General features: G+C 68.5%; 22 protein-coding genes. 5 read left to right on the top strand and 17 right to left on the bottom strand.

Annotated elements, in window-relative coordinates; genetic code table 11:
- Positions 1-32 precede the first annotated feature (32 nt).
- Complete coding sequence (gene yjjJ, locus VHAB30_RS09210) at positions 33-1,361, top strand: type II toxin-antitoxin system HipA family toxin YjjJ (protein WP_159276790.1); 1,329 nt, start codon at positions 33-35, stop codon at positions 1,359-1,361.
- A gap of 7 nt (positions 1,362-1,368) precedes the next feature.
- Here the strand turns inward: yjjJ and VHAB30_RS09205 are convergent, their stop codons facing one another.
- Positions 1,369-2,730 (bottom strand): NAD(P)/FAD-dependent oxidoreductase, encoded by a 1,362-nt coding sequence (locus tag VHAB30_RS09205; protein ID WP_159276788.1) that lies wholly within the window; start codon positions 2,728-2,730, stop codon positions 1,369-1,371.
- 132 nt (positions 2,731-2,862) lie between these two features.
- On the opposite strand from VHAB30_RS09205, the gene VHAB30_RS09200 reads away from it, so the two are divergent.
- Positions 2,863-3,831: an alpha/beta hydrolase family protein gene (locus VHAB30_RS09200; RefSeq protein ID WP_159276785.1), complete on the top strand. Its 969-nt coding sequence runs from the start codon at positions 2,863-2,865 to the stop codon at positions 3,829-3,831.
- Positions 3,832-3,837: 6 nt separating this feature from the next.
- Here the strand turns inward: VHAB30_RS09200 and VHAB30_RS09195 are convergent, their stop codons facing one another.
- From VHAB30_RS09195 to VHAB30_RS09120, 16 genes are all read right to left on the bottom strand, one after another.
- Positions 3,838-5,673: a family 2A encapsulin nanocompartment cargo protein cysteine desulfurase gene (locus tag VHAB30_RS09195; protein WP_159278313.1), complete on the bottom strand. Its 1,836-nt coding sequence runs from the start codon at positions 5,671-5,673 to the stop codon at positions 3,838-3,840.
- Positions 5,674-5,739: 66 nt separating this feature from the next.
- Complete coding sequence (locus VHAB30_RS09190; RefSeq protein ID WP_042579703.1) at positions 5,740-6,672, bottom strand: family 2A encapsulin nanocompartment shell protein; 933 nt, start codon at positions 6,670-6,672, stop codon at positions 5,740-5,742.
- A 64-nt stretch (positions 6,673-6,736) separates the two neighbouring features.
- Positions 6,737-7,006, bottom strand: coding sequence for a helix-turn-helix domain-containing protein (locus VHAB30_RS09185; protein WP_062470032.1), 270 nt, complete (start codon positions 7,004-7,006; stop codon positions 6,737-6,739).
- A complete protein-coding gene (gene epsC, locus VHAB30_RS09180) occupies positions 7,003-7,923 on the bottom strand; it encodes a serine O-acetyltransferase EpsC (RefSeq protein WP_062470029.1) in 921 nt (306 codons plus the stop codon). The genes VHAB30_RS09185 and epsC overlap by 4 nt, the downstream gene beginning before the upstream one ends.
- 44 nt (positions 7,924-7,967) lie before the next feature.
- Complete coding sequence (locus VHAB30_RS09175) at positions 7,968-8,450, bottom strand: rhodanese-like domain-containing protein (RefSeq protein WP_159276783.1); 483 nt, start codon at positions 8,448-8,450, stop codon at positions 7,968-7,970.
- A 454-nt stretch (positions 8,451-8,904) separates the two neighbouring features.
- Complete coding sequence (locus VHAB30_RS09170) at positions 8,905-9,120, bottom strand: TOBE domain-containing protein (RefSeq protein WP_007829250.1); 216 nt, start codon at positions 9,118-9,120, stop codon at positions 8,905-8,907.
- 53 nt (positions 9,121-9,173) lie between these two features.
- Positions 9,174-9,770 carry a malonic semialdehyde reductase gene (locus VHAB30_RS09165; protein WP_062470026.1) on the bottom strand — a complete coding sequence of 199 codons (597 nt, stop codon included), beginning with the start codon at positions 9,768-9,770 and terminating at the stop codon, positions 9,174-9,176.
- A gap of 16 nt (positions 9,771-9,786) precedes the next feature.
- Positions 9,787-11,076, bottom strand: a complete 1,290-nt coding sequence (locus VHAB30_RS09160) for an O-acetylhomoserine aminocarboxypropyltransferase/cysteine synthase family protein (protein ID WP_062470023.1) — start codon at positions 11,074-11,076, stop codon at positions 9,787-9,789.
- Positions 11,077-11,111: 35 nt separating this feature from the next.
- On the bottom strand, positions 11,112-11,942 hold the full coding sequence (locus tag VHAB30_RS09155) for an ATP-binding cassette domain-containing protein (protein WP_159276781.1): 831 nt from the start codon (positions 11,940-11,942) through the stop codon (positions 11,112-11,114).
- 4 nt (positions 11,943-11,946) lie between these two features.
- Complete coding sequence (locus tag VHAB30_RS09150; RefSeq protein WP_159276779.1) at positions 11,947-12,906, bottom strand: aliphatic sulfonate ABC transporter substrate-binding protein; 960 nt, start codon at positions 12,904-12,906, stop codon at positions 11,947-11,949.
- 11 nt (positions 12,907-12,917) lie between these two features.
- The gene (ssuC, locus tag VHAB30_RS09145; protein WP_159276777.1) at positions 12,918-13,778 is read right to left on the bottom strand and encodes an aliphatic sulfonate ABC transporter permease SsuC; all 861 of its coding nucleotides are present in this window, start codon (positions 13,776-13,778) and stop codon (positions 12,918-12,920) included.
- A gap of 8 nt (positions 13,779-13,786) precedes the next feature.
- Positions 13,787-14,956 carry an FMNH2-dependent alkanesulfonate monooxygenase gene (gene ssuD, locus VHAB30_RS09140; protein ID WP_159276775.1) on the bottom strand — a complete coding sequence of 390 codons (1,170 nt, stop codon included), beginning with the start codon at positions 14,954-14,956 and terminating at the stop codon, positions 13,787-13,789.
- Positions 14,957-15,108: 152 nt separating this feature from the next.
- Positions 15,109-16,068 (bottom strand): sulfonate ABC transporter substrate-binding protein, encoded by a 960-nt coding sequence (locus VHAB30_RS09135; RefSeq protein WP_159271670.1) that lies wholly within the window; start codon positions 16,066-16,068, stop codon positions 15,109-15,111.
- 24 nt (positions 16,069-16,092) lie between these two features.
- Positions 16,093-17,130, bottom strand: a complete 1,038-nt coding sequence (locus VHAB30_RS09130) for a sulfonate ABC transporter substrate-binding protein (protein WP_159276773.1) — start codon at positions 17,128-17,130, stop codon at positions 16,093-16,095.
- Positions 17,131-17,252: 122 nt separating this feature from the next.
- Entirely contained in the window at positions 17,253-17,837 is a 585-nt protein-coding gene (gene ssuE, locus VHAB30_RS09125) for an NADPH-dependent FMN reductase (protein ID WP_070060842.1), read from the bottom strand.
- A gap of 99 nt (positions 17,838-17,936) precedes the next feature.
- The gene (locus VHAB30_RS09120) at positions 17,937-18,986 is read right to left on the bottom strand and encodes a sulfate ABC transporter substrate-binding protein (protein ID WP_095948675.1); all 1,050 of its coding nucleotides are present in this window, start codon (positions 18,984-18,986) and stop codon (positions 17,937-17,939) included.
- A 138-nt stretch (positions 18,987-19,124) separates the two neighbouring features.
- On the opposite strand from VHAB30_RS09120, the gene VHAB30_RS09115 reads away from it, so the two are divergent.
- The 3 genes from VHAB30_RS09115 to VHAB30_RS09105 are packed head-to-tail and all read left to right on the top strand — an operon-like array spanning position 19,125 to position 22,191.
- The gene (locus VHAB30_RS09115) at positions 19,125-19,400 is read left to right on the top strand and encodes an oxidative damage protection protein (protein WP_013541095.1); all 276 of its coding nucleotides are present in this window, start codon (positions 19,125-19,127) and stop codon (positions 19,398-19,400) included.
- A gap of 7 nt (positions 19,401-19,407) precedes the next feature.
- The gene (mnmC, locus tag VHAB30_RS09110) at positions 19,408-21,219 is read left to right on the top strand and encodes an FAD-dependent 5-carboxymethylaminomethyl-2-thiouridine(34) oxidoreductase MnmC (RefSeq protein WP_159276771.1); all 1,812 of its coding nucleotides are present in this window, start codon (positions 19,408-19,410) and stop codon (positions 21,217-21,219) included.
- A 60-nt stretch (positions 21,220-21,279) separates the two neighbouring features.
- A complete protein-coding gene (locus VHAB30_RS09105) occupies positions 21,280-22,191 on the top strand; it encodes a transglutaminase family protein (RefSeq protein ID WP_223301327.1) in 912 nt (303 codons plus the stop codon).
- The last annotated feature ends 17 nt before the right edge of the window (positions 22,192-22,208 follow it).

Below are 22,208 nucleotides of genomic sequence, written 5' to 3'. Positions count from 1 at the left end.
TGGGATAATTTATCTATTCACATAGATATGCAATGCCATCGTCCACCCCGCCATCCCTGAGCGCCACAGCCCTCGCCTTCATCCGTTCGCAAGGCGCCGCCACGAGCGCCGAGCTGCAGGCGCGACTGGGCATCAGTCAGGCCACCGCCTCTCGCGCGTTGGCGCCGCTGGTTCGCAGCGCGCAGATACTGAAGGTCGGTGCGGCACGCTCCCAGATGTATGTGGCGCCACGGCACGTCGAACGCGTCGGTGCTGAGGTGCCAGTCGTCAAGGTCGATGCCGCCGGCCAAGCCTCGCCGTTCGGACGCATCGTGCCGCTGCAGGGCGGGCGTTGCTGGATGGACGAGCAGCAAGGCCGCAGCGCGCTGCATGACGGCCTGCCATGGTTCCTTGCCGACATGCGTCCCCAGGGCTTCATCGGCCGCGCCTTCGCGCAGGGGCACCCCGAACTCGGGCTACCGCCCAACCCCGAACATTGGAACGACGACGACGTGCTGCAGGCGCTCGCGCTGTGCGGCGAAGACCTGCCCGGCAACCTCGTGGTGGGTGCCGAATCCTTCCAGCGCTTTCATTCGCTGGGCGCACGCGCCGCTCGCCCTGTCTCCGTGAGCGACTACCCCGCCATGGCGGAAAGCGCGATGCAGGGCACCCTGCCCGGCTCGTCGGCCGGCGGCGAACAGCCGAAGTTCTGCACGGTGCGCGATGGCCGGCAGGTCATCGTCAAGTTCTCGCTCGCAGGCACGTCGGCCCTGGACCGGCGCTCGCGCGATCTTCTCGTCAGCGAGCACCTGGCACTAAGCACCCTGGCGCAAGCGGGCGTCGCTGCGGCCACCACGCGCATCTTCATCGAAGGCGGACGCGTGTTCCTGGAGGTCGAGCGCTTCGACCGCTCGGCCCGGGGCCGCGTCGGCATGGTGTCGCTGATGGCGTACGACGCGCAGCACGTCGGCAAGATCGACAACTGGGCCGCGACGGCCAACCGGATGGCCTCGCGCGGCCTGCTGCGCGCCGACGATGCACAACGCCTGCGCTTCCTCGAAGCCTTCGGCCGCCTCATCGGCAACACCGACCGGCACTACGGCAACATCTCGCTGCTCCTCGAAGGGAACGCGTGGCGTCTGGCGCCCGCCTACGACGTGCTGCCCACGCTGTATGCACCGACCAGCGGCGAACTGCCGGCGCGCGACCTGGCGGCCACCGGACTGGCGCCGACCGTGGACACCCTGCAGGAATGGCCGCACGCCCGGCAACTGGCCGGCGTGTACTGGGACACCGTGGCAGCCGACGACCGCCTCTCAGCGGCCTTTCGCACGCTGGCGCGGCAGAACCGGCGGCTCATCGCCGAACTGCCCGGCGCCTAACCCGCGCCTAGTCCGACTTGAGGATCGTCTCCCCCTTCAACGCCCCCATGTCGCGGATGTTGAAGCGGTGGCGCTTCCAGCCCGCCCAGGTGCGGCGGAAGTTGGCCAGGGAGATGCCGTAGTACAGCACCTTGAACATGCGCAGCGCGCCCCACATCGGCGTGCCCTTGTAGATGTCGCCGGCCAGCAGCGACATCAGCGCCTCCTTCACCCGGAACGGGTTGCCGGGGTACATGAACATGTCGCGGATGGTCGGGTTGGTCACGCGGTAGATGAACCACGAGTACTCGCGCGGCCCCTTGCGCATCATGGCTTCGAAGCCTTCGCGCGCGCGGGCCAGCTCGGCCGGCTGGTCGAGCGCGGTGGCCACCAGCTCGGCGCCGTCGAAGGCGCTGTGCATCGCCAGGTACACGCCCGAGGAGAACATCGGGTCGATGAAGGTGAAGGCGTCGCCCAGCAGCAGGTAGTTGTCACCCGTGGCGTGCGTGCTCGAGTACGAGAAGTTGCCCGTGGCGTGCACGGCCTCGTCGACCAGCGTGGCGTTCTTCAGGCGGTCGGCCAGCACGGGGCACAGCGCGATGGTGTCGTAGAAGAATTCCTTCAGCGATTTTTCGCGCGTCTTCAGGTAGTAGGGCCAGCACACCGCGCCCACGCTGGTCGTGCCGTCGGCCAGCGGAATGAACCAGAACCAGCCGTGCGGAAACCAGCAGATGCTGATGTTGCCTTCCTTCTTGCCCTCGAGCCGCTCGGCATTCGTGAAGTGGCCGAACAGCGCGGTGCTGTTGTGGTCGGGGTTCTTCTGCTTGCAGCGGAATTTGTTGGCCAGCAGCGTGTCGCGGCCCGTGGCGTCGACCACGAAGCGCGCGCGCCAGCTGCGCTTGGCGCCGTCGTCCATCACGGCCTGCACGGTGGCGCCGTCGGCGTCGAAGGCCACGTCGCGCACCTTGCAGCCCTCGAAGGCCTGGGCGCCGCGCGTGGCGGCGTTGCGGAACAGCAGCTCGTCGAGCTCGGAACGGCGCACCTGCCAGGCGGAGTCGAGCGACTTGTCCCAGCCTTCGGCGAACTCCACGTAGCTGCGGTGCTCGTGCTCGGGCGAGACGAACTCGATGCCGAACTTCGGCATGCCGATCTTCTCGACCTGGTCGCGCACGCCGAGCTTGTCGAACAGCTCGACGTTCGCGGGCAGCAGCGATTCGCCGATGTGAAAACGCGGATGGTGCTCTTTCTCGACCAGCACCACCCTGCGGCCCTGCTGCGCCAGCAGCGCCGCGACGGTCGAGCCCGCGGGGCCGCCGCCGATCACGAACACATCGCAGGAATCGCTGACAGAAGAAGGAGCACCGGAAGAAGAAACCTGAGGCTGGGACATGCGAAGACAAGCAGCGTGATGGACAGCGACAGAGCATAGCGCGCCCGCATCGCACGACGCAAAACGGGCTGGCGGCACGGGGCCGGAGGCGGCACACTGGCGGCCCGTTCAGCCCCCTACCCCTTGCGCACCATGACACTGCATCGCCTTGCCCTGCTCGCCGCCCTCTGTGTGTCTGCCGCATGGAGCCATGCGGCGGGGCTCAGCTTCATCGAAGTGCCGGCCGACAAGGACGGACCGGCCCTGCGTGGCGCGGTGTGGACGCCTTGCGAGGCGGCGCCCGGCGAGATCGCGTTCGGCCTGATCGCCATCTCGGCCACCAAGGACTGCCCCGTCGTCGGCACGGGGCTGCCGCTGGTGCTGATGTCGCACGGCTCGGGCGGCTCGTTCCTCGGGCACCACGACACGGCGGCGGCGCTGGCCGACGCGGGCTTCGTGGTCGCCGCCATCAACCACCCGAACGACAACTTCCAGGACATGGAACGCCGGGGCCATCTCTCGACATTTGCCGCGCGACCCATCGACATGCGGCGGCTGGCGGATCACATGCTCAAGACGTGGCCCGGCCACACAAAGATTGCCGCCGACCAGGTCGGCTTCTTCGGCTTCTCGCGCGGCGGCTACACCGGCCTCGTGGCGACAGGCGCGGTGCCCGACTTCAAGCTGGGCCTGCGCTTTTGCACGCCGGCATCGAAGATTCCGTTCTGCGGCCAGATCCAGCGCCAGGAACTGCCCGCGCCGCCGGTGCGCGATGCGCGCATCAAGGCGGCGGTGATCGTCGACCCGTTGAGCTTTTTCGATGCCGAGGGATTGAAGCAGGTCACGGTGCCCGTCCAGCTCTGGGCCTCCGCGCGCGGCGGCGACGGGGTGACGCTGGACGACGTCGAAGCGGTTCGCCGCAACCTGCCTTCCGCGCCGGACTGGTACGTGCCCGCGAACACCGCGCACTTCGCCTTCCTGGCGCCCTGCGCGCCGGCCATGGCCAAGGCCCTGCCGGAGATCTGCAGCGATGCCGGCGGCTTCGACCGCGTCGCCTTCCACGCCGACTTCAATGCCAAGGTGCTCGCCTTCTTCAGGCAGCACCTGGCATCGAAGCCCTGAGCCGGCTCAGCGCGTGCGCCGCTGGCCGGCGAGCTGCCGCACCACCGTCACCAGCCGGTCGATCTCGTCGAAGGTGTTGTAGAACGCCAGCGACGGCCGCACCGTGGTCTCGACGCCGAAGCGCCGCAGGATCGGCTGCGCGCAGTGGTGCCCCGTGCGCACGGCAATGCCTTCGTCGTTGAGCGCGTGGCCCACCTCCTCGGTGGTGTAGCCGTCGAGCACGAAGGACATCACGCTCGCCTTGTCTGCCGCCGTGCCGATCAGCCGCACACCGGGAATCGCGCCCAGTTGCGCCATGCCGTACACCAGCAGGTCGTGCTCGTAGCGCGCGATGTTCTCGATGCCGACCTTGTTCACGTAGTCGATGGCCGCGCCCAGGCCCACGGCATCGGCGATGTTGCCGGTGCCGGCCTCGAACTTGTTCGGGATCGGCTGGAACACGGTCTTCTCGAAGGTCACGTCGGCAATCATGTTGCCGCCGCCCTGCCACGGGGGCATGTCTTCGAGCACCTCGCGCTTGCCCCACACCACGCCGATGCCTGTCGGGCCGAACACCTTGTGGCCGGAGAACACGAAGAAGTCGGCGCCAATGTCCTGCACGTCGACGCGCATGTGCGAGACCGACTGTGCGCCGTCGACCAGCGCCTTGGCGCCCGCGCGGTGCGCCAGCTCGACGATCTCCTTCACCGGCACCACGGTGCCCAGCGCGTTCGAGACCTGCGTGACCGCGACGATCTTCGTGCGGTCGTTGAGCAGCTTGCGGTATTCGTCGAGCAGCACCTGCCCCGAGTCGTCCACCGGAATCACGCGCAGCTTCGCGCCCTTGGCGGCGGCAAGCTGCTGCCACGGCACGATGTTGGCGTGGTGCTCGAGGTTCGACACGATGATCTCGTCGCCCTCGCCCACGTGCTGGCCACCCCAGCTCTTGGCCACGAGGTTGATGGCCTCGGTGGTGCCGCGCACGAAGATCACCTCTTCGACTTCGGGGGCGTTGATGAACTTGCGCACACGCTCCCGCGCGCCTTCGTACGCATCGGTCGCGCGCGCAGCGAGTTCATGCGCCGCGCGATGGATGTTCGAGTTCTCGTGCTCGTAGAAGTACGCGATGCGGTCGATGACCGATTGCGGCTTGTGCGTGGTGGCGGCGTTGTCGAACCACACGAGCTGCTTGCCGTTCACCCGCTCCTGCAGGATCGGGAAGTCGCGGCGCACGGCGTGCACGTCGAACGGCGGATGCTGGCCGCTGCCGGCCAGCGGCACCGCGTCGGGGCCGCGCGGATCGGGCTTGGCCGGCGTGACGAAGCCGTTGGGCAGGCGCACCGCATCGACGAAGTAGAACTGCGCGTCGCGCCCGACCGGCGCCGAAGGCGGGCTCGGTGGCAACGCGGGCTGCGCCGTCGGCGCGGCAAGGCCCGCGAACGGATCGTGGATCGCGAAGCCATCGCCAGCGCTGGCCACCGGATGCGCGTAGCTGTGGTTCAGGAAGTAGAACGGCGAGGCTGACGCCGCCTGCGGCGACGCAGGCGCCCCCACCTGCTGCGGCACGCCCTGCACCGCGCCGCCCGAGCGCGGCTCGAAGGCCGGCGCCACCGACAGCACCGTGTCCGGCACGCCGTTGCCCGCCACCGCATGCGGCAGCAGCGCCGGCGCGCGGTTCGCGAGCGACGGCAGCTGCGTGGGCGATGCGGGCAGCACATTGGCGCCCGGAACCTGCCCCTGCGGGATCGGCGTGCCCGGCACGCTCGGCCCGAAGCCGGCGGGGCTCACCAGCGGCGAGCCCGGCGGTGCGACGTTGGCGGGAAACTGCGCGCCCGGCGGCGCGGAGAACATGGCGCTGGCCATGCGCGCGAGAACGGCCGGATCGAACGGCGCCTCGCCCGGGAACGTGGGTGTGCTGCTCACCGCGGCTTACTTGTAGGTGTCGGGATAGTCGTGGTACTTGCCGATCTCGACGTCGTCGAGCACGGCCAGCGCGTCGGTGGTCAGCACCGCGAGCGAGCAGTACAGCGAGATCAGGTACGACGCGATCGCGTGGTTGTTGATGCCCATGAAGCGCACCGACAGCCCCGGGCTCTGCTCGCCCGACAGGCCCGGCTGGAACAGGCCCACCACGCCCTGGCGCTTGTCGCCCACGCGCAGCAAGAGGATCTTGCTCTTGCCGTCGGCCACCGGCACCTTGTTCGACGGAATCAGCGGAATGCCGCGCCAGGTGATGAACTGCGAACCGAACAGGCTCACCGTGGGCGGCGGCGTGCCGCGGCGCGTGGCTTCACGCCCGAACGCGGCAATGGCCAGCGGGTGCGTGAGGAAGAACGCGGGCTCCTTCCACACCTTGGTCAGCAGCTCGTCCAGGTCGTCGGGCGTGGGCGCGCCGGTCAGCGGGAAGATGCGCTGCTCTTCGCTCACCTGCGCCAGCAGGCCGTAGTCGGGGTTGTTGATGAGCTCGCTCTCCTGGTTCTCCTTGATCGTCTCGATCGTCAGGCGCAGCTGCTCCTTGATCTGGTCGTGCGGGCTGCTGTACAGGTCGGAGATGCGGGTGTGCACGTCGAGCACGGTGCTCACGGCATTGAGGTAGTGCTCGCGCGGGTTCTCTTCGTAGTCGACGAAGGTGCGCGGCAGCTGGTTCTCTTCTTCGCGCGAGGTGCAGGTGACCTTGATCGACTCGGGGTTCTTGACCTTGTTGACGCGGTAGATGCCCGCTTCCACCGGCACCCATTGCAGCAGGTGCGTCAGCCAGCGCGGGCTGATGGTCTCGAGTTGGGGAACGGTCTTGGTGGCGTTGGCTAGCTGGCGGGCGGCGTTGTCGCCAAGGGCGGTGGTACCACCGACTGTTGCACTCATGGATCAAGGCTCCGTGGGTTGAGGAAAAAGTGATCGCCAGTGTCTGGCGACCACGGGTTTCCCCTCAACAGGCTATAGCCGCCAAGTTGATCCGCCGTGCAAGGCGCGACTGCTCCAGTTGCTCGCAACGCGCGAGCAGGTTGACGATGTTGATGCCCAGCGCGGTGGCCAGCTTCTGCGCCGTGACGATCGACGGGATCACGCGCCCGCGCTCGATCTCGCCCACGTACGAGCGGTTCAGATCGGAACGCTCGGCCAGCTCTTCCTGCGACCAGCCCTGCCCTTCGCGCAGCTGGCGCACGGTGACGCCGAAGTCTTCGACAAAGGCCTTCATACGCTGCCCGCCTTCGGTGCGCTGTTGTTCTGCAGGCTGGCCTGCGTGACGCTGGCACCGGGCTTCACGTCGTCGGTGATCCACACGTTGCCGCCGATGACCGCGCCCTTGCCGAGCGTCACGCGGCCCAGGATGGTGGCGCCCGCGTAGATGACCACGTCGTCCTCCACCACCGGGTGGCGCGGCAGGCCCTTCTGCAGGTTGCCTTCGGCGTCGGTGGGGAAGCGCTTGGCGCCGAGCGTCACGGCCTGGTACAGCCGCACGCGCTTGCCGATGACGGCCGTCTCGCCGATCACGACGCCCGTGCCGTGGTCCATGAAGAAGCCCGCGTCGATCGTCGCGCCCGGGTGGATGTCGATGCCGGTCTGCGCATGCGCCAGCTCGGCCACGATGCGCGCGAGCAGCGGCAGGCCGAGCTCGTAGAGCCGGTGCGCGAGGCGGTGGTGGATCATCGCGAGCACGCCCGGATAGCACAGCAGCACCTCGTCGACGCTGCGCGCGGCCGGGTCGCCCTGGTAGGCCGCAAGCACATCGCTGTCGAGCAGCCGGCGCAGGCCCGGCAGCGCGTTCGCGAACTGGCGCACAGCCTCGGTGGCTGCAGCATCGATCTCGCTCGCGGGGCGCGGCGCCAGCCGTGCGTTGAAGTTCAGCTCGAGCCGGGCCTGCACCAGCAGTGCCTGCAAGGCGGCGTCGAGCGTGTGGCCCACGTAGAAATCCTCGCTCTCGTGGCGCAGGTCCGGCGGGCCCAGCCGCATCGGAAAGAGCGCGCCCTTGAGCGATTCGACGATCTGCGCCAGCGCATCGCGCGACGGAAACTCGCGCGCACCGGGCTCGCGCGAACGGCGCTGCGAATCGCGCCACTCGTCGCGCACCTCGTGCAGTGCGCGCACGATGTCACTCACTTCGAATTGAGCCATGTGTTTTTTCCTCCCGTGTGTTTCTGTCTGTGTGGGTTCGGGGTTCAGTCCTGCACCCACGGCAGGCCATGGAAACGCCAGCCGTCGGACCCGCCGCGATGCTGCCGCGCATCGATCTCGCCCTCGAAGCCTTCGAGCACGTTGAACACCTGCGTGAAGCCGGCCTTGGCAGCCGCTTCGGCCGCCAGCGCCGAGCGCTTGCCGCTGCGGCACAGCAGCAGCACCACGGCCTCCTTGCCGCCGTCCTTCGCCACCTTGGCTTCGAGCTCGCGCACGAAGCGCGGGTTGCGGGTGAGCGCGGTGCCCGTGGCCCAGGCCACGTGCAGGCTGTCAGGCACGTGGCCGACGAACTTGCGCTCTTCGCCGGAGCGCACGTCCACGAGCAGCGCCTGGCCATCCTGCACCAGCTGCCAGGCCACGGGGGGCGTCACGCCGCCGGCGTAGGGCCAGTTCTTTTCGATGGCTTGCGCGCGCGCCTGTTCGAGGGCGGGCGGCAAGGCGATGACATCTTCAACTTCCACGGACATGCGGTTCGGCTCCTGTTGTACGTTGGTCATTCCATCTTCCTTGATGGCGATAACCACCACTGTAGGAGTGCGAAGGCCAAGGTCAAACGACTCAAAAGTCGATTCTTAACAACCTTGTGATCTATGGAGTGCTGCTTCAGGGCGCGCTCCCGCCGACGGGGTACCTTGCTCCGCGAATGTCCCCCGGGGCTTCGCCCCTCCTCCTTGATTTCGCTGCGCAAGGCACCCCATCGACGTGAGCGTCATCAGCGCAGTCGTTGATCGGCGAGCACCAGCCGCGTGCCCTGTGCCCAGGACACTGGGTGCTTCCCGCAGCGAAATCAAGGAGGAGCCGAAGGCGGGGGACATTCGCGGAGGGAAGTACCCGGTGGCCTGGGCACGCGCCCTGAACCACCAGACGTGAAAAACCCCGGCACCAAAACAGCACCGGGGAATCGCAAAGCCCGAGGGTCCGTCAGAGCTTGGCGATCGAAACTTCGGTCGACTTCACGAGTGCGACCACGTCGGAACCTACCTTCAGCTGCAGCTCGTCGACCGAGCGCGTGGTGATGACGGAGGTGACGATGCCCCAGGCGGTTTCGACATCGACTTCGGAGACGACGTCGCCGCGGATGATCTCGCGGACCTTGCCCTTGAACTGGTTGCGGACGTTGATGGCTTGGATGGACATGGTGATTTCTCTTTCAGGGTTGACAGGGGTTGTGAGTGAAAACGGGCCGGCGGTCAGACGATCTCGGCCACGTCGTCGAACGCCAGCCGGGGCCCGCGTTCGAAGGTGCCGGCGTGGTCGGCCACGCCGAGGTTGACGAGGAAGTTCGCGCGATAGCGGCCGTCGGGGAAGAAGGCCTTGTCGACCAGGTCGGCGTTGAAGCCCGACTGCGGCCCCGCGTCGAGCCCGAGCGCGCGCGCCGCCAGGATCAGGTAGGCGCCCTGCAGGCTGCTGTTGCGAAAGGCCGTGGCCTGCGCGGCGTCGGCGCTCTTCTCGAAGAAGGGCTTGGCGTCGTAGGCCGGGAACTGCGTGGGCAGGTGCTCGTAGAAGCGCGTGTCGTGCGCCACGATCACCGTCACGCCGGCCTGCAGCGTCTGCGCGGTGTTGCCCGCGGACACGGCCGGCTTCAGCTTGGCCTTGGCCTCCTCGCTGCGCACGAACACGTAGCGCGCGGGCTGGGCGTTGTAGGCGGTCGGGCCCCACTTCACGAGGTCATACAGCTGATGGATCAGCGCGTCGGTCACGGGCACCGGCTTGAAGGCGTGCACGGTGCGCGCCTTGCGAAACAGCTGATCCAGCGCGGCGTCAGGAATGGCTTGCAATGTGGTCATTTCTTGGAACGCTGTGTCAGTTCGATGCGGCGGCCAGGGCCTGGTCGAGGTCGGCGATCAGGTCGTCGATGTGCTCGATGCCCACCGACAGGCGCACGGTGTCTTCCGTGACGCCGGCGCGGGCCAGTTCTTCGGGCGACAGCTGCCGGTGCGTGGTCGATGCGGGGTGCGTGGCCAGCGAGCGCACGTCGCCGATGTTCACCAGGCGCGTGAAGAGCTTCAGCGCATCGAGGAACTTCGCCCCACCCTCGCGGCCCGCGCCGATACCGAAGGTCAGCACGCCGCTGGACTTGCCGCCGAAGTACTTCTTCGCCAGCGGGTAGTCGGCGTGGTCTTCGAGCGCGGCGTAGTTCACCCAGTTGACGGCCTTGCTCTGCTTCAGGTGCTGCGCCACCGCCAGCGCGTTGCTGCTGATGCGGTCCATGCGCAGCGCCAGCGTCTCGATGCCCTGCAGGATCAGGAAGGCATTGAACGGCGAGATGGCCGCGCCCGTGTTGCGCAGCGGCACCACGCGCGCACGGCCGATGTAGGCGGCCGGGCCGAGTGCCTCGGTGTAGACCACGCCGTGGTAGCTCACGTCGGGCTCGTTCAGGCGCTTGAAGCGCTCCTTGTGCTCGGCCCACGGGAACTTGCCCGAATCGACGATGGCACCACCGATGCTGGTGCCGTGGCCGCCCAGGTACTTGGTGAGCGAGTGCACCACGATGTCGGCGCCGTGCTCGATGGGTCGGCTCAGGTACGGCGAGGGCACGGTGTTGTCGACGATGAGCGGCACGCCGTGGCGGTGCGCGATCTCGGCGATGGCCGCGATGTCGGTCACGTTGCCCGCCGGGTTGCCCAGTGACTCGACGAACACCGCCTTGGTGCGCTCGTCGAACAGCTTCTCGAAGCTGCTCGGGTCGCGGTGGTCCGCGAAGCGCGTGGTGATGCCGAACTGCGGCAGCGTGTGGGCGAACAGGTTGTAGGTGCCGCCGTACAGCGCGGTGCTGCTGATGATGTTGTCACCAGCCTCGGCGATGGTCTGGATCGCATAGGTCACCGCCGCCTGGCCCGAGGCCAGCGCCAGCGCGGCGATGCCGCCTTCGAGCGCGGCCACGCGCTGTTCCAGCACGTCCTGCGTCGGGTTGTTGATGCGGGTGTAGATGTTGCCCGGCACCTTCAGATCGAACAGGTCGGCGCCGTGCTGCGCGCTGTCGAAGGCGTAGGCCACGGTCTGGTAGATCGGCGGCGCGACCGCGCGGGTGGTGGGCTCGGGCGAGTAGCCGGCGTGGACCGACAGGGTTTCGAATTTCCAGTTCTGCGACATGCGACTGCCTTTCAAAGGGGAATGGATGAAACGACTCAGATCGCCCAGCGCAGGGCATGGGCTTGGGGCGTGAGCCAGCTGGCATCGGTGCTTTCCACATCGGTCTCTTCGGACTTCTGCAGCACCCGGTCGAGGATTCGTTTTTCAATCGCGGCAAAGGCGGGGTCGCCCTGCGAGCGCGGGCGCGCCAGCGCGATGCTCTCGTCGAGCGCGATGCGGCCGTCCTCGATGAGGATCACGCGGTCGGCCAGCGCCACGGCTTCCTGCACGTCGTGCGTCACCAGCAGCGCGGTGAAGCGGTGGCGCTGCCACAGGTTCTCGATGAGGCGGTGCATCTCGATGCGCGTGAGCGCGTCGAGCGCGCCCAGCGGCTCGTCGAGCAGCAGCAGGCGCGGGTGGTGCACCAGCGCACGGGCCAGGGCCACGCGCTGGCGCTGCCCGCCCGACAGGCGCGCCGGCCATTCGTTCTCGCGGTCGGCCAGGCCGACCTGCGCGAGCACTTCCTTGCCGCGCGCCTTGGCGTCGTTGGGCAGGCCCAGCGTCACGTTGTCGAGCACGCGGCGCCAGGGCAACAGGCGCGCCTCCTGGAACATGATGCGCGTGTCGTCGTGCAGGCCGCTCACAGCCTTGCCATCGGTGTAGAGGCCACCAGAGGTGGCTTCTTCGAGGCCCGCGATGAGCCGCAGCAGCGTGCTCTTGCCGCAGCCGCTGCGCCCCACGATGGCGATGAACTGGCCCGGCTCGATGGTCAGCTGCGTGTTGCGCAGCACCTCGCGCGCGCCATAGCGCTTGTGCAGGCCGCGCGCCTCGAGGCGCACGCCACCGGCGATGGCTTGGGGTTGGATGTCTTTCAGAACGGCACTCATGAATTCAGGCCCCGGGGTTGAACAGCGCCACGTTCAGCGCATCGATTTTTCTGGGCAGCAGCTTCTCGGCGAAGAAGGCATCGGCGATGCGCTGCTGTTCGGCCAGCCCGCCGGGCACCACCGGCCGCACGGCGTAGCTGCGGCGGCTGTTGGCCTGCTCGATGGTCGGGGCGTCGAGCCCCCACACGGGCGCGAGCAAGGCCGCGGCTTCTTTGGGATGCTGCTTGACCCACTTGCCGGTCTTCTCCAACTCGGCGTAGACCACGCGCAGCACGTCGGGCCGCGCCTTCGCGAACTTGCTGCTCGCCAGGTAATAGCGCTGGTACGACGCGATGCCCGCGCCGTCGGCCAGGATGCGCACCTTCGACTGGCGCTGGGCGGCGGCCAGGAACGGGTCCCAGACCACCCAGGCGTCGATGGCGCCGCGTTCGAAGGCGGCGCGGCCGTCGGCGGGCGTGAGGTACGCAGGCTCGATGTCCTTGAACGACAGGCCGGCTTTCTCCAGTGCGGCGATCAGCAGGTAGTGCGCGCCGGCCGCTTTCGCAAAGCCGACCTTCTTGCCCTTGAGATCGGCCACGGTCTTGAGCGGCGAGTCGTCGCGCACGACGATGGCCTGCGCGGCGGGCGACGGCGCTTCCTGCGCCAGAAAGGTCAGGTCGGCGCCGGCCGCCTGTGCGAACACGGGCACGGTGTCGGCCACGTCGGCGCTGATGTCCAGGTTGTCGAGGTTCAGCGCTTCGAGCAGCGGCAGGCCGCTGGTGAACTCGTGCCAGCTCAGCGAAACGTTGAGCGGCGCGAGCTGCTTCTCGAGCGTGCCCTGCACCTTCAGCAGCGCGATCAGCGTGGACGACTTCTGGTAGCCGAAGCGCACCGTGGCGGGCCGTTGTTGCTGTGCCAGCACGGCACCTGCGCTGAGCGCACCCAGCGTCGCAATGGCGGTACGTCGATTGATGATTTGGTTCATGTGCCCTGCCCTCACTTCGCCGGCTTCTTCTGGTAGCCCGGGTGCCAGCGCAGCCACCATTGCTCCAGGCCGCGTGCGAACAGGTCGGCCAGCTTGCCGAGCAGCGCGTACAGCAGGATGCCCACGAGCACGATGTCGGTCTGCAGGAACTCGCGGGCGTTCATCGTGAGGTAGCCGATGCCGGCCTGCGCCGAGATGGTCTCGGCCACGATGAGGATCACCCACATCAGGCCCAGCGAGAAGCGCAGCCCCACGAGGATCGACGACAGCGCACCCGGCAGGATCACCTCGCGGTACAGCTGCCAGCGCGACAGGCCGTAGGTGCGCCCCATCTCGATGAGCTGCGGGTCGACGTTGCGGATGCCGTGGAAGGTGTTCAGGTAGATCGGGAAGAACACCGACACCGAGATCAAGAAGAGCTTGGCCGATTCGTCGATGCCGAACCACAGGATCACCAGCGGAATGAGCGCCAGCGCCGGGATGTTGCGCACCATCTGGATGGTCGAGTCGAGCAGCGTCTCGAAGAACTTCACCGAGCCCGTGAGCAGGCCCAGCGCCAGCCCTGCGCCGCCGCCAATGGCGAGCCCCGCGAGCGCGCGGCCCGCGCTCACCTTCACGTGCGTCCAGAGTTCGCCGGACACGGTGAGCGACCACGCGGCCTTGACCACGTCCAGCGGTGCCGGCAGCACGCGCGTCGAGAGCCAGCCCAGCGACGAGGCGATCTGCCAGACGACGATCAGCCCCACCGGCACCAGCCACGGAATGAGCCGCTTCGCGACGTTGAGGCCGAAGCCTCGCAGCGCGCTGCCTGCGTCCCCTGCGGTGTTCGATGCCGGTGCCACCGCCGGCAGTTCCTGTACTTGTTCGGTCATGCGTGTCCTCAGCTTTGGGAGACGAGGCGCGAGGGCGCGTCGAGGTTGGCGACGACCTCGCCGAACGGACCGCTCAGGGAGCCGCCCGTGAGTTGCGTCTTCGCCTTGCGCGAGAGCAACGGGAACACCAGCTCGGCGAAGCGGTAGGCCTCTTCGAGGTGCGGGTAGCCCGAGAAGATGAACTTGTCGATGCCCAGCGCCGCGTACTCCTCGATGCGCGCCGCCACGGTCTTGGCGTCGCCGACCAGCGCCGTGCCCGCGCCACCGCGCACCAGGCCCACGCCAGCCCAAAGGTTGGGCGCAATCTCCAGGTCGGCGCGCCCGCGCTTGGCGCCGCCGGCGTGCAGCGCGGCCATGCGACGCTGGCCTTCGGAATCCATGCGCGCAAAGGCGGCCTGTGCGCGCGCGACGGTCTCGTCGTCGACGCGGCTGATGAGTTCTTCGGCGGCTTTCCAGGCGGCGTCTTCGGTCTCGCGCACGATCACGTGCAGGCGGATGCCGAACTGCACGCTGCGGCCCTGGCGCTCGGCGCGGGCGCGCACGTCGGCGATCTTCTTCGACACCTCCGCGGGCGGCTCGCCCCAGGTCAGGTAGGCATCGACCTGCTCGGCCGCGAGGTCGTGCGCCGCTGCAGAAGAGCCGCCGAACCACACGGGCGGATACGGTTTCTGCACAGGCGGAAACAGCAGCCGCGCGCCCTTCACGCTCAGGTGCTTGCCTTCGTAGTCGTAGGTGCCGGTCTCGTGGCTGCGCGCGATGATCTCGCGCCAGATGCGGATGAACTCGGCCGACTGCTCGTAGCGCGCCGCGTGGTCGAGGTACACGCCGTCGCCTTCCAGCTCGGCCTGGTCGCCGCCGGTGACGAGGTTCACGAGCAGGCGCCCGCCCGAGAGCCGGTCGAAGGTCGCGGCCATGCGCGCGGCCAGGCTGGGCTGGTGCAGGCCCGGGCGCACCGCCACCAGAAACTTGAGCTTCTTCGTCGCGCCGATCAGGCTGGAGGCGATCACCCACGGGTCTTCGCAGGAGCGGCCGGTGGGAATCAGCACGCCTTCGTAGCCGAGGTGGTCGGCCGCGCCGGCGATCTGCTGCAGGTACGGCAGGTCGACGGCGCGCGCGCCTTCGCTCGTTCCGAGGTAACGGCTGTCGCCGTGCGTGGGGAGGAACCAGAAGATCTGCATCGGAAACTCTCGATCGTTCGTTGGCTTGCCCGTTCAGACGGCAAGCAGGAAAGGAAGACGGCGCGCCGCGGACACGACGCCCCAGGCGCGCGCCGTGATGGCCAACACCTGGCCGGCGCGTTCGTGCAGCGCAGTCGACAACACGGCGGCCATCACGCGATCCCCGCGCCGGCGGCTTCGAGCACGTTGATCTTTTTGGGAATCAGCTTGAGCGCGAAGAAGGTGTCGGCGATCTGCTGCTGCTCGGCCAGGATGGCCTTGGTGATCGGGCCGGTGCCGTAGGCGGTGCGGCCTTGCGACAGGTCGGCCACGGCCTTGGGCAGGCCCCAGATCGCAGACAGCTCGGTCGCCAGTTCGTTGCGGTGGGCGGCACCCCACTGGTCGATCTTGTTGACCTCTTCGATCGCGATGGCCAGCACGTCGGCGTTCTTCGCCACGTAGTCGAGCGACGAGAAGTAGTAGGCGCGGTTGCCGACCACGCCCACGGCGTCGGCCAGGATGCGCGCGTCGAGCGACTGCTGCGCGGCGGCCAGGAACGGGTCCCAGATCACCCAGGCGTCGACCGAGCCCTTTTCGAAGGCGGCGCGCGCATCGGCCGGCGGCAGGTAGACCAGGTTCAGGTCGCTGTACGCCAGGCCGTGCTTCTCGAACAGCTTGACGATGAAGTAGTGGACGTTCGAGCCCTTGTTGAGCGCGATCTTCTTGCCCTTGAGGTCGGCCACGGTCTGGATGGCCGAGCCCTTGGGCACCAGCACCGCCTCGGTCTTCGGGCGCGGCACCGTGGCGCCCACGTAAGCCAGCGGCGCGCCGGCGGCCTGCGCGAAGATGGGCGGCGCTTCGCCGACGTCGCCGAAGTCGATCGAGCCGACGTTCAGCGCCTCGAGCTGCACCGGGCCGGCCGTGAACTCGGTCCACTTCACGGTGGCGCCCAGCGGTGCGAGCCGCTTCTCGAGCGTGCCGCGGGCCTTGAGCACGCTCAGGTAGCCCTTCTGGTGGCCGATGCGCAACTGGCGCGCGGGGCTCTGCGCCAGGGCGGCGAACGACGACGGCAGCGCGAGGGCGGCGGCTGCGCCCTGCAGCAGGCGGCGGCGGGGAATGGCAATGCGGGTCATGGAATTGGGGTCCTTCGAATCTGTTCAGGGCTGGGCCGTGACGACCGCGTCGCTGACCTTGATGGGCTTGGGAATGAGCTTCAGCGCGTAGAAGGTGTCGGCGATCTGCTGCTGGTCGGCCGCGACGGCGGCGGTGATCGGCTTCACGTTGAACTCGTAGCGGCGCAGCGCCAGCTCGACCACGTCCACGGGCAGGCCCTGCAGCGGCGCGATCAGCTCGGCGGCCTGGCGCAGGTTCTTCTTGAGCCAGATGCCCTGCTCCACCGAATCGGCGAACAGCGCGTCGATCACCTGCGGGTGCTTCTTCACGAAGCCGCGCTCGCCCAGGTAGTACTGGTAGTTGTTGACCACGTCCGGTGCGCCATCGGCCAGCACGCGGGCGCCGGTGGCTTTCTCGGCGGCGGCCTGGAACGGGTCCCAGATCACCCAGGCGTCGACGTTCTTGCTTTCGAAGGCGGCGCGGCCGTCGGCGGGCGCGAGGTACACGGGCTGTATGTCGGAGAGCTTCAGGCCGTTCTTCTCGAGCTGCTTCACGAGCAGGTAGTGCACGTTGCTGCCCTTGTTGAGCGCGACCCTCTTGCCCTTGAGGTCGGCCACGGAGCGAATCGGCGAATCCTTGGTGACGAGGATGGCCTCGGCGCGCGGTGCGGCCGGGTCGTAGCCGAAGTAGACGAACTTCGCCCCTGCGGCCTGCGCGAAGATGGGCGGCGCCTCGCCGACATAGCCCACGTCGACCGCGCCGACGTTCAGCCCTTCGAGCAGCTGCGGGCCGGCCGGGAACTCGACCCACTTCACGCCGAAGCCCAGCGGCGAGAGCTTCTTCTCGAGCGTGCCCTGCGCCTTCTGCAGCACGAACAGGCTGGCCGACTTCTGGTAGCCGATGCGCAGCTCGCCCTTGGCCTTCGTTTGCGTCTGGGCATGCGCCGAGGCGGCGGAGATGAAACTCACGATGAGCGCGATGGCGGTGACGACGATGGCGCTGATGGCCAGGTCGCGCAGCGCCTGCCAGAAGGAGCGCGGCGCGACTTCGAACACGGAGTCTTCGGGAGCGACGGGGTTCATGCGGAATTCCTTGGTGCAAAAACGTGAGGCAAAGCGATCCCCCGGCCGCACACAGGCGGCTTGGAAAAACGGGGAACGGAAAAAGGTCTGGCCGGGGCCGGGTTCAGCGAGGAACCCGGTCGTCAGACGCTACATCGCACACGGGAAAATGGCACCGGCTCGAAGCCGTGAGTGGCTGGCAACTTGAGGCCTTCGGTCGCGAGCACCTCGACGGCCTCGTTCAAGCGCTCCGCCAGGTCGTGGTGCACCTGATAGGCGTTCTCGGGCGTCAGCGCGATCTGCGAATCGCTCGCGTAGACGCCCGGCAGGATGTGGCGCGCCGACAGCGACTGCAGCACGGGCCGCAGTGCGTAATCGAGCGCGAGCATGTGGTGCGGGCTGCCGCCGGTGGCCAGCGGCAGCACCGTCTTGCCCTTGAGCGCGTTCTGCGAGAGCAGGTCGAGAAAGACCTTCAGCACGCCGCTGTAGGCCGCCTTGTAGACCGGCGTGGCCACCACGATCACACGGGCCGCCGCCACCTGGGCAATGGCTCGCTCGATGGCCGGGTGCGCCCACTCGGCCAGCAGCAGCGCTTGCGCCGGCAGGTCGCGGATCGCGAGCCGCTCGATGCGCGCATGGCGTTGGGCCAGCCGCTCGCCCACCGCGTCGAGCAAGGCGGTGGAACGGGACGGGGCCGAAGGGCTGCCGGCAATCAGGAGAACGGACACGAGAAACTTTCGTTGGGCTTCGGGAGAAATTCAGGGCGAAGCGATCCCCGGCGCCCTCCCACGGGGTGCCACCAGCGATCGATTCCGGAACAGCTGCGCTTACTTCTGCTTGGGTGCGTAGATCTGGTCGAAGGAGCCGCCGTCGGCGAAATGCTCCTTGTCGGCCTTCGCCCAGCCGCCGAAGGCCTGGTCGATGGTCACCAGCGTGAGCTTGGGGAACTGCTTGTCGTACTTGGCCTTGGCCTTGTCAGACGTCGGGCGGTAGAAGTTGCGGCCCGCGATGTCCTGGCCTTCGTCGGAGTACAGGTACTTCAGGTACTCCTCGGCCACGGCGCGCGTGCCCTTCTTGTCGACCACCTTGTCGACCACCGCCACGCTGGGCTCGGCCAGGATGGAGATCGACGGCACGACGATCTCGAACTTCTCGGGGCCGAACTCCTTCAGCGCCAGGAAGGCTTCGTTTTCCCAGGCCAGCAACACGTCGCCCACGCCGCGCTGCACGAAGGTGATGGTCGAGCCGCGCGCGCCGGTGTCGAGCACGGGCACGTTCTTGTACAGGTTGCCGACGAATTCCTTGGCCTTCGCTTCACCGCCGTACTTGCGCTTGGCGAATTCCCAGGCCGCGAGGTAGTTCCAGCGGGCGCCGCCCGAGGTCTTGGGGTTGGGGGTGATCACCTGCACGCCGGGCTTGACCAGGTCGTCCCAGTCCTTCAGGCCCTTGGGGTTGCCCTTCTTCACCAGGAACACGATGGTCGAGGTGTAGGGGGCGGAGTTGTGCGGCAGGCGCTTTTGCCAGTCGGCCTTGACGAGGCCGCCGTGCGTGGCCAGGGCGTCGATGTCGCCGCCCAGCGCCAGCGTGGCCACGTCGGAATCGATGCCGTCGATGATCGAACGGGCCTGCTTGCCCGAGCCGCCGTGCGACTGCTTGACGCTCACGTCCTGGCCGGTCTTGGCCTTCCAGTACTTGGCGAAGGCCTGGTTGTAGTCCACGTACAGCTCGCGGGTCGGGTCGTACGACACGTTCAGCAGCGTCACGGGGCCCTTGGCACCCGCCGCACCCTGCGAAAACGACGGCAATGCCGACAGGGCCAAGGCACCGGCCACGCCGGCACCCAGGGAAAGCTTGATAAAGTCGCGGCGAAGGCTCATGGTGTCTTGCTCTTAAAAAGGCATATCAATGAAGCCACGTATTCTGAATACGACATATAGGAACTGGAACGACCAAGTTTTCAGTTCTTAATAGCCAAATCAACTAAGCAACCGCTTTCCCCCACAAGAGGCAATCAAATGGCACGCATGGTTCAGTGCATCAAGCTCGGCAAAGAGGCCGAAGGACTCGACTTTCCGCCGTACCCCGGCGACCTGGGCAAGCGCCTGTGGGAAAACGTCAGCAAGGAAGCCTGGGCCGCCTGGCTCAAGCAACAGACCATGCTGGTCAATGAAAACCGGCTGAACCTGGCCGACCTGCGCGCCCGCCAGTACCTGGCGCGCCAGATGGAAAAGCACTTCTTCGGCGAAGGCGCCGACGTGGCGCAAGGCTACGTTCCCCCTCCCGCGGCCTGAGTCCGGCGTGGCCGCCGACGGCACCCCGCTCGGCGCGCGCTCCGGCGACGACACCTCCCCCCTCGACAACGACACACCGGCGCTTTCGCGCCGTGTGTTTTTGGACGGCTGCGGCCTGCCCGCCGCCTGGTCCGGGCGCCCGCAATGGCGGATTCTCGAAACCGGCTTCGGGCCGGGCCTTCATTTCCTGACAACCTGGCAGGCCTGGCGCGCTGACGCGCAGCGCCCGCGCCTGCTGCATTACGTCGCGGTCGACGCCCATCCGGCGCCGGCCGGCGATCTGCTGCGCGCGGCTGAAGCCGATCCGGCGCTGGCGCCGCTCGCTGCAGAGCTGGCCGACCAATGGACCGGGCTGCTGCCGGGCTTCCACCGGCTGGCCTTCGACGACGGCCGCGTGCTGCTCACGTTGTGCGTGGGCGAGCTGCAGCCGATGCTGCGCGCGCAACGCTTCGAGGCCGACAGCCTCTTTCTCGACGGCTTCGGCCCGGCGATGGCCTCGCCCGACACGCTCAAGGCGGTGTCGCGCTTCGCCCGCCAGGGCACCAGCCTCGCGGCCCGCACCGACGACGACGGGGTGCGTCATGCGCTGGCGCAGAACGGCTTCCAGCTCGATTCGCACCCCGGCAGCCTGCGCGGCGTGTTCGCGCCCGCCTGGACCGTGCGGCGCCGCCAGCCGGTGCGCGAAGGCGTCGACGCGCCCGGGCATTGCGCGGTGATCGGCGCCGGGCTCGCGGGTGCTGCGGTCGCGGCCAGCCTTGCGCGGCGCGGCTGGCAGGTCACGGTGCTCGACGCGGCCGACACGCCGGCTTCGGGCGCGTCGGGCCTGCCGGTCGGGCTGCTGGCGCCGCATGTGTCGTCCGACGACGCCTTGCTGTCGCGGCTCACGCGCGCCGGCATCCGCTCCACCTGGACCGAACTGGCGCTGCGGCTCGAGCCCGGCCGCGACTGGGGCGCCCACGGGTCGCTCGAACGCCGGCCCGACGGCGACGTACGCGTGCCGCCCGGCTGGAGCGCCCAAGGCCCGAACGAATCCTGGCCCGCGCAGCCCGATCGGCTCGCCGCGGCCGGCCTGCCGCCCGACACGCCGGCGCTCTGGCATGCGCGCGCAGCCTGGGTGCGGCCGCACCGGCTGATCGCCGCATGGCTGGGCCAACCGGGCGTCGAATTCCGCGGCAACAGCCATGTGGCGCGCCTCGCACGCACGGACAGCAACTGGCAGCTGCTCGACGACACCGGCGCCCTGCTCGCCGAGGCCGACCGCGTCGTCGTGGCCGCGGGCTTCGCATCGCACCACTTCGCGCCCGACCTGCCGCTGCAACCCGTGCGCGGCCAAGTCGCCTGGGGCCGCGCGGACCCCGCCGCCCTGCCCGTCACCCCCATCAACGGCGACGGCCACCTGATCGCCGGCGTGCCCGACGGCCAGGCGCCGCAACCGCTGTGGCTGATCGGCGCCACCTTCGACCGCGACAGCACCGATCTCGCCCCCACTGACGCCGACCGCCTCGCCAACCGCGAACGGCTCACCCGCCTGCACCCCGGCGCCGCCGCCGCGCTCGCGCCCGCCTTCGAACGCGGAGACGCCCGCGCCTGGGTCGGCGTGCGCTGCGCCTCGGGCGACCGCCGGCCGCTGGTCGGCCTGCTGGCCCCGGGCGCCGACAAGGGCCTGTGGGCCTGCACCGCGCTGGGCTCGCGCGGCCTGAGCTTTGCCACGCTGTGCGCCGAGCTGCTGGCGGCGCAGTGGCACGGCGAGCCGCTGCCCTTGCCCGCGACGCTCGCCAAGGCGCTGGGCACGCAGCGGCTCTGGCCCGGATCGGACTGAATCGACGCGTTCTGGCTTTCCCGCCACCCGAGGTCACGCGCGCACCGCACAATGCGCGCCATGGCCATCCAGTACGACATCACCCACACCACCGTCTACCGCTACAACAAGCCGGTGACCTTCGGCTTGCACCGCGTGATGTTCCGTCCGCGCGACAGCCACGACCTGCGGGTGCTCGCCACCGACCTGCAGGTGAGCCCGCAGGCCCTCACGCGGCTCATTCAAGATCCGTACTCGAACTCCGTCGCGCTGGTGCAGCCGCTGGGCGAGGCGACCGAGCTGCGCATCGTCTGCTCCTTCACCATCGAGCACGTGCCGCCGTCGCAGCGCGACCTGCTCACGCTCGATCCGTCGGCCGAGTTCCTGCCCTTTGCCTATTCGGTGCAGGAGCGCCTGGACCTGGAGCACTACCTGCGCCCGCACCACAACGACGATGCCAACGGCACGCTGATCCGCTGGGCGCACCAGTTCCTGCACACCGACCAGCCCAACAGCACGCGCGACGTGCTCACGCGCATGAACGCGCACATCGGCCAGAGCTTCGAATACAAGGCGCGCGACGAGGAAGGCACGCAGACGCCGCTCGAAACGCTGGCGCTGGGCAGCGGCAGTTGCCGCGACTACGCGCTGCTGATGATGGAAGCCACGCGCCGTCTCGGCATCGCGACGCGTTTTGTCTCGGGCTACCTCTACGACGCGTCGCTGGACAACGACGCCACCGGGCAGGCGCCCGGCGAATCGGTCACCGGCGCCGGCAGCACGCACGCGTGGCTGCAGGCCTACCTGCCGGGCGCGGGCTGGCTGGCCTTCGACCCGACCAACAACCTCATGGGCAGCGGCCAGCTGATCCGCGTGGGCGTGGCGCGCGACCCCGCGCTGGCGGCGCCCATCTCGGGCAGCTGGTACGGCGACGCCGAGGCCTATGAAGGCCTCGAGGCCACGGTGGTGGTGAAGCGCCGCAAGGGCGGCTGAGCCACCGCGCGAGCCAT

It is taken from the genome of Variovorax boronicumulans, assembly GCF_009811375.1.
In the GTDB taxonomy this organism is placed as follows: Bacteria; Pseudomonadota; Gammaproteobacteria; order Burkholderiales; family Burkholderiaceae_C; genus Variovorax; species Variovorax boronicumulans.
The sequence above is the reverse complement of the archived record's forward strand: the minus strand, read 5'-3'. Positions and strand labels throughout refer to the sequence as shown.

Coding starts and splice junctions, on each gene's coding strand:
- yjjJ (WP_159276790.1), top strand. CDS start 33: ATGCCATCGTCCACCCCGCCATCCCTGAGCGCCACAGCCCTCGCCTTC.
- VHAB30_RS09205 (WP_159276788.1), bottom strand. CDS start 2,730: ATGTCCCAGCCTCAGGTTTCTTCTTCCGGTGCTCCTTCTTCTGTCAGC.
- VHAB30_RS09200 (WP_159276785.1), top strand. CDS start 2,863: ATGACACTGCATCGCCTTGCCCTGCTCGCCGCCCTCTGTGTGTCTGCC.
- VHAB30_RS09195 (WP_159278313.1), bottom strand. CDS start 5,673: ATGGCCAGCGCCATGTTCTCCGCGCCGCCGGGCGCGCAGTTTCCCGCC.
- VHAB30_RS09190 (WP_042579703.1), bottom strand. CDS start 6,672: ATGAGTGCAACAGTCGGTGGTACCACCGCCCTTGGCGACAACGCCGCC.
- VHAB30_RS09185 (WP_062470032.1), bottom strand. CDS start 7,006: ATGAAGGCCTTTGTCGAAGACTTCGGCGTCACCGTGCGCCAGCTGCGC.
- epsC (WP_062470029.1), bottom strand. CDS start 7,923: ATGGCTCAATTCGAAGTGAGTGACATCGTGCGCGCACTGCACGAGGTG.
- VHAB30_RS09175 (WP_159276783.1), bottom strand. CDS start 8,450: ATGTCCGTGGAAGTTGAAGATGTCATCGCCTTGCCGCCCGCCCTCGAA.
- VHAB30_RS09170 (WP_007829250.1), bottom strand. CDS start 9,120: ATGTCCATCCAAGCCATCAACGTCCGCAACCAGTTCAAGGGCAAGGTC.
- VHAB30_RS09165 (WP_062470026.1), bottom strand. CDS start 9,770: ATGACCACATTGCAAGCCATTCCTGACGCCGCGCTGGATCAGCTGTTT.
- VHAB30_RS09160 (WP_062470023.1), bottom strand. CDS start 11,076: ATGTCGCAGAACTGGAAATTCGAAACCCTGTCGGTCCACGCCGGCTAC.
- VHAB30_RS09155 (WP_159276781.1), bottom strand. CDS start 11,942: ATGAGTGCCGTTCTGAAAGACATCCAACCCCAAGCCATCGCCGGTGGC.
- VHAB30_RS09150 (WP_159276779.1), bottom strand. CDS start 12,906: ATGAACCAAATCATCAATCGACGTACCGCCATTGCGACGCTGGGTGCG.
- ssuC (WP_159276777.1), bottom strand. CDS start 13,778: ATGACCGAACAAGTACAGGAACTGCCGGCGGTGGCACCGGCATCGAAC.
- ssuD (WP_159276775.1), bottom strand. CDS start 14,956: ATGCAGATCTTCTGGTTCCTCCCCACGCACGGCGACAGCCGTTACCTC.
- VHAB30_RS09135 (WP_159271670.1), bottom strand. CDS start 16,068: ATGACCCGCATTGCCATTCCCCGCCGCCGCCTGCTGCAGGGCGCAGCC.
- VHAB30_RS09130 (WP_159276773.1), bottom strand. CDS start 17,130: ATGAACCCCGTCGCTCCCGAAGACTCCGTGTTCGAAGTCGCGCCGCGC.
- VHAB30_RS09120 (WP_095948675.1), bottom strand. CDS start 18,986: ATGAGCCTTCGCCGCGACTTTATCAAGCTTTCCCTGGGTGCCGGCGTG.
- VHAB30_RS09115 (WP_013541095.1), top strand. CDS start 19,125: ATGGCACGCATGGTTCAGTGCATCAAGCTCGGCAAAGAGGCCGAAGGA.
- VHAB30_RS09105 (WP_223301327.1), top strand. CDS start 21,280: ATGGCCATCCAGTACGACATCACCCACACCACCGTCTACCGCTACAAC.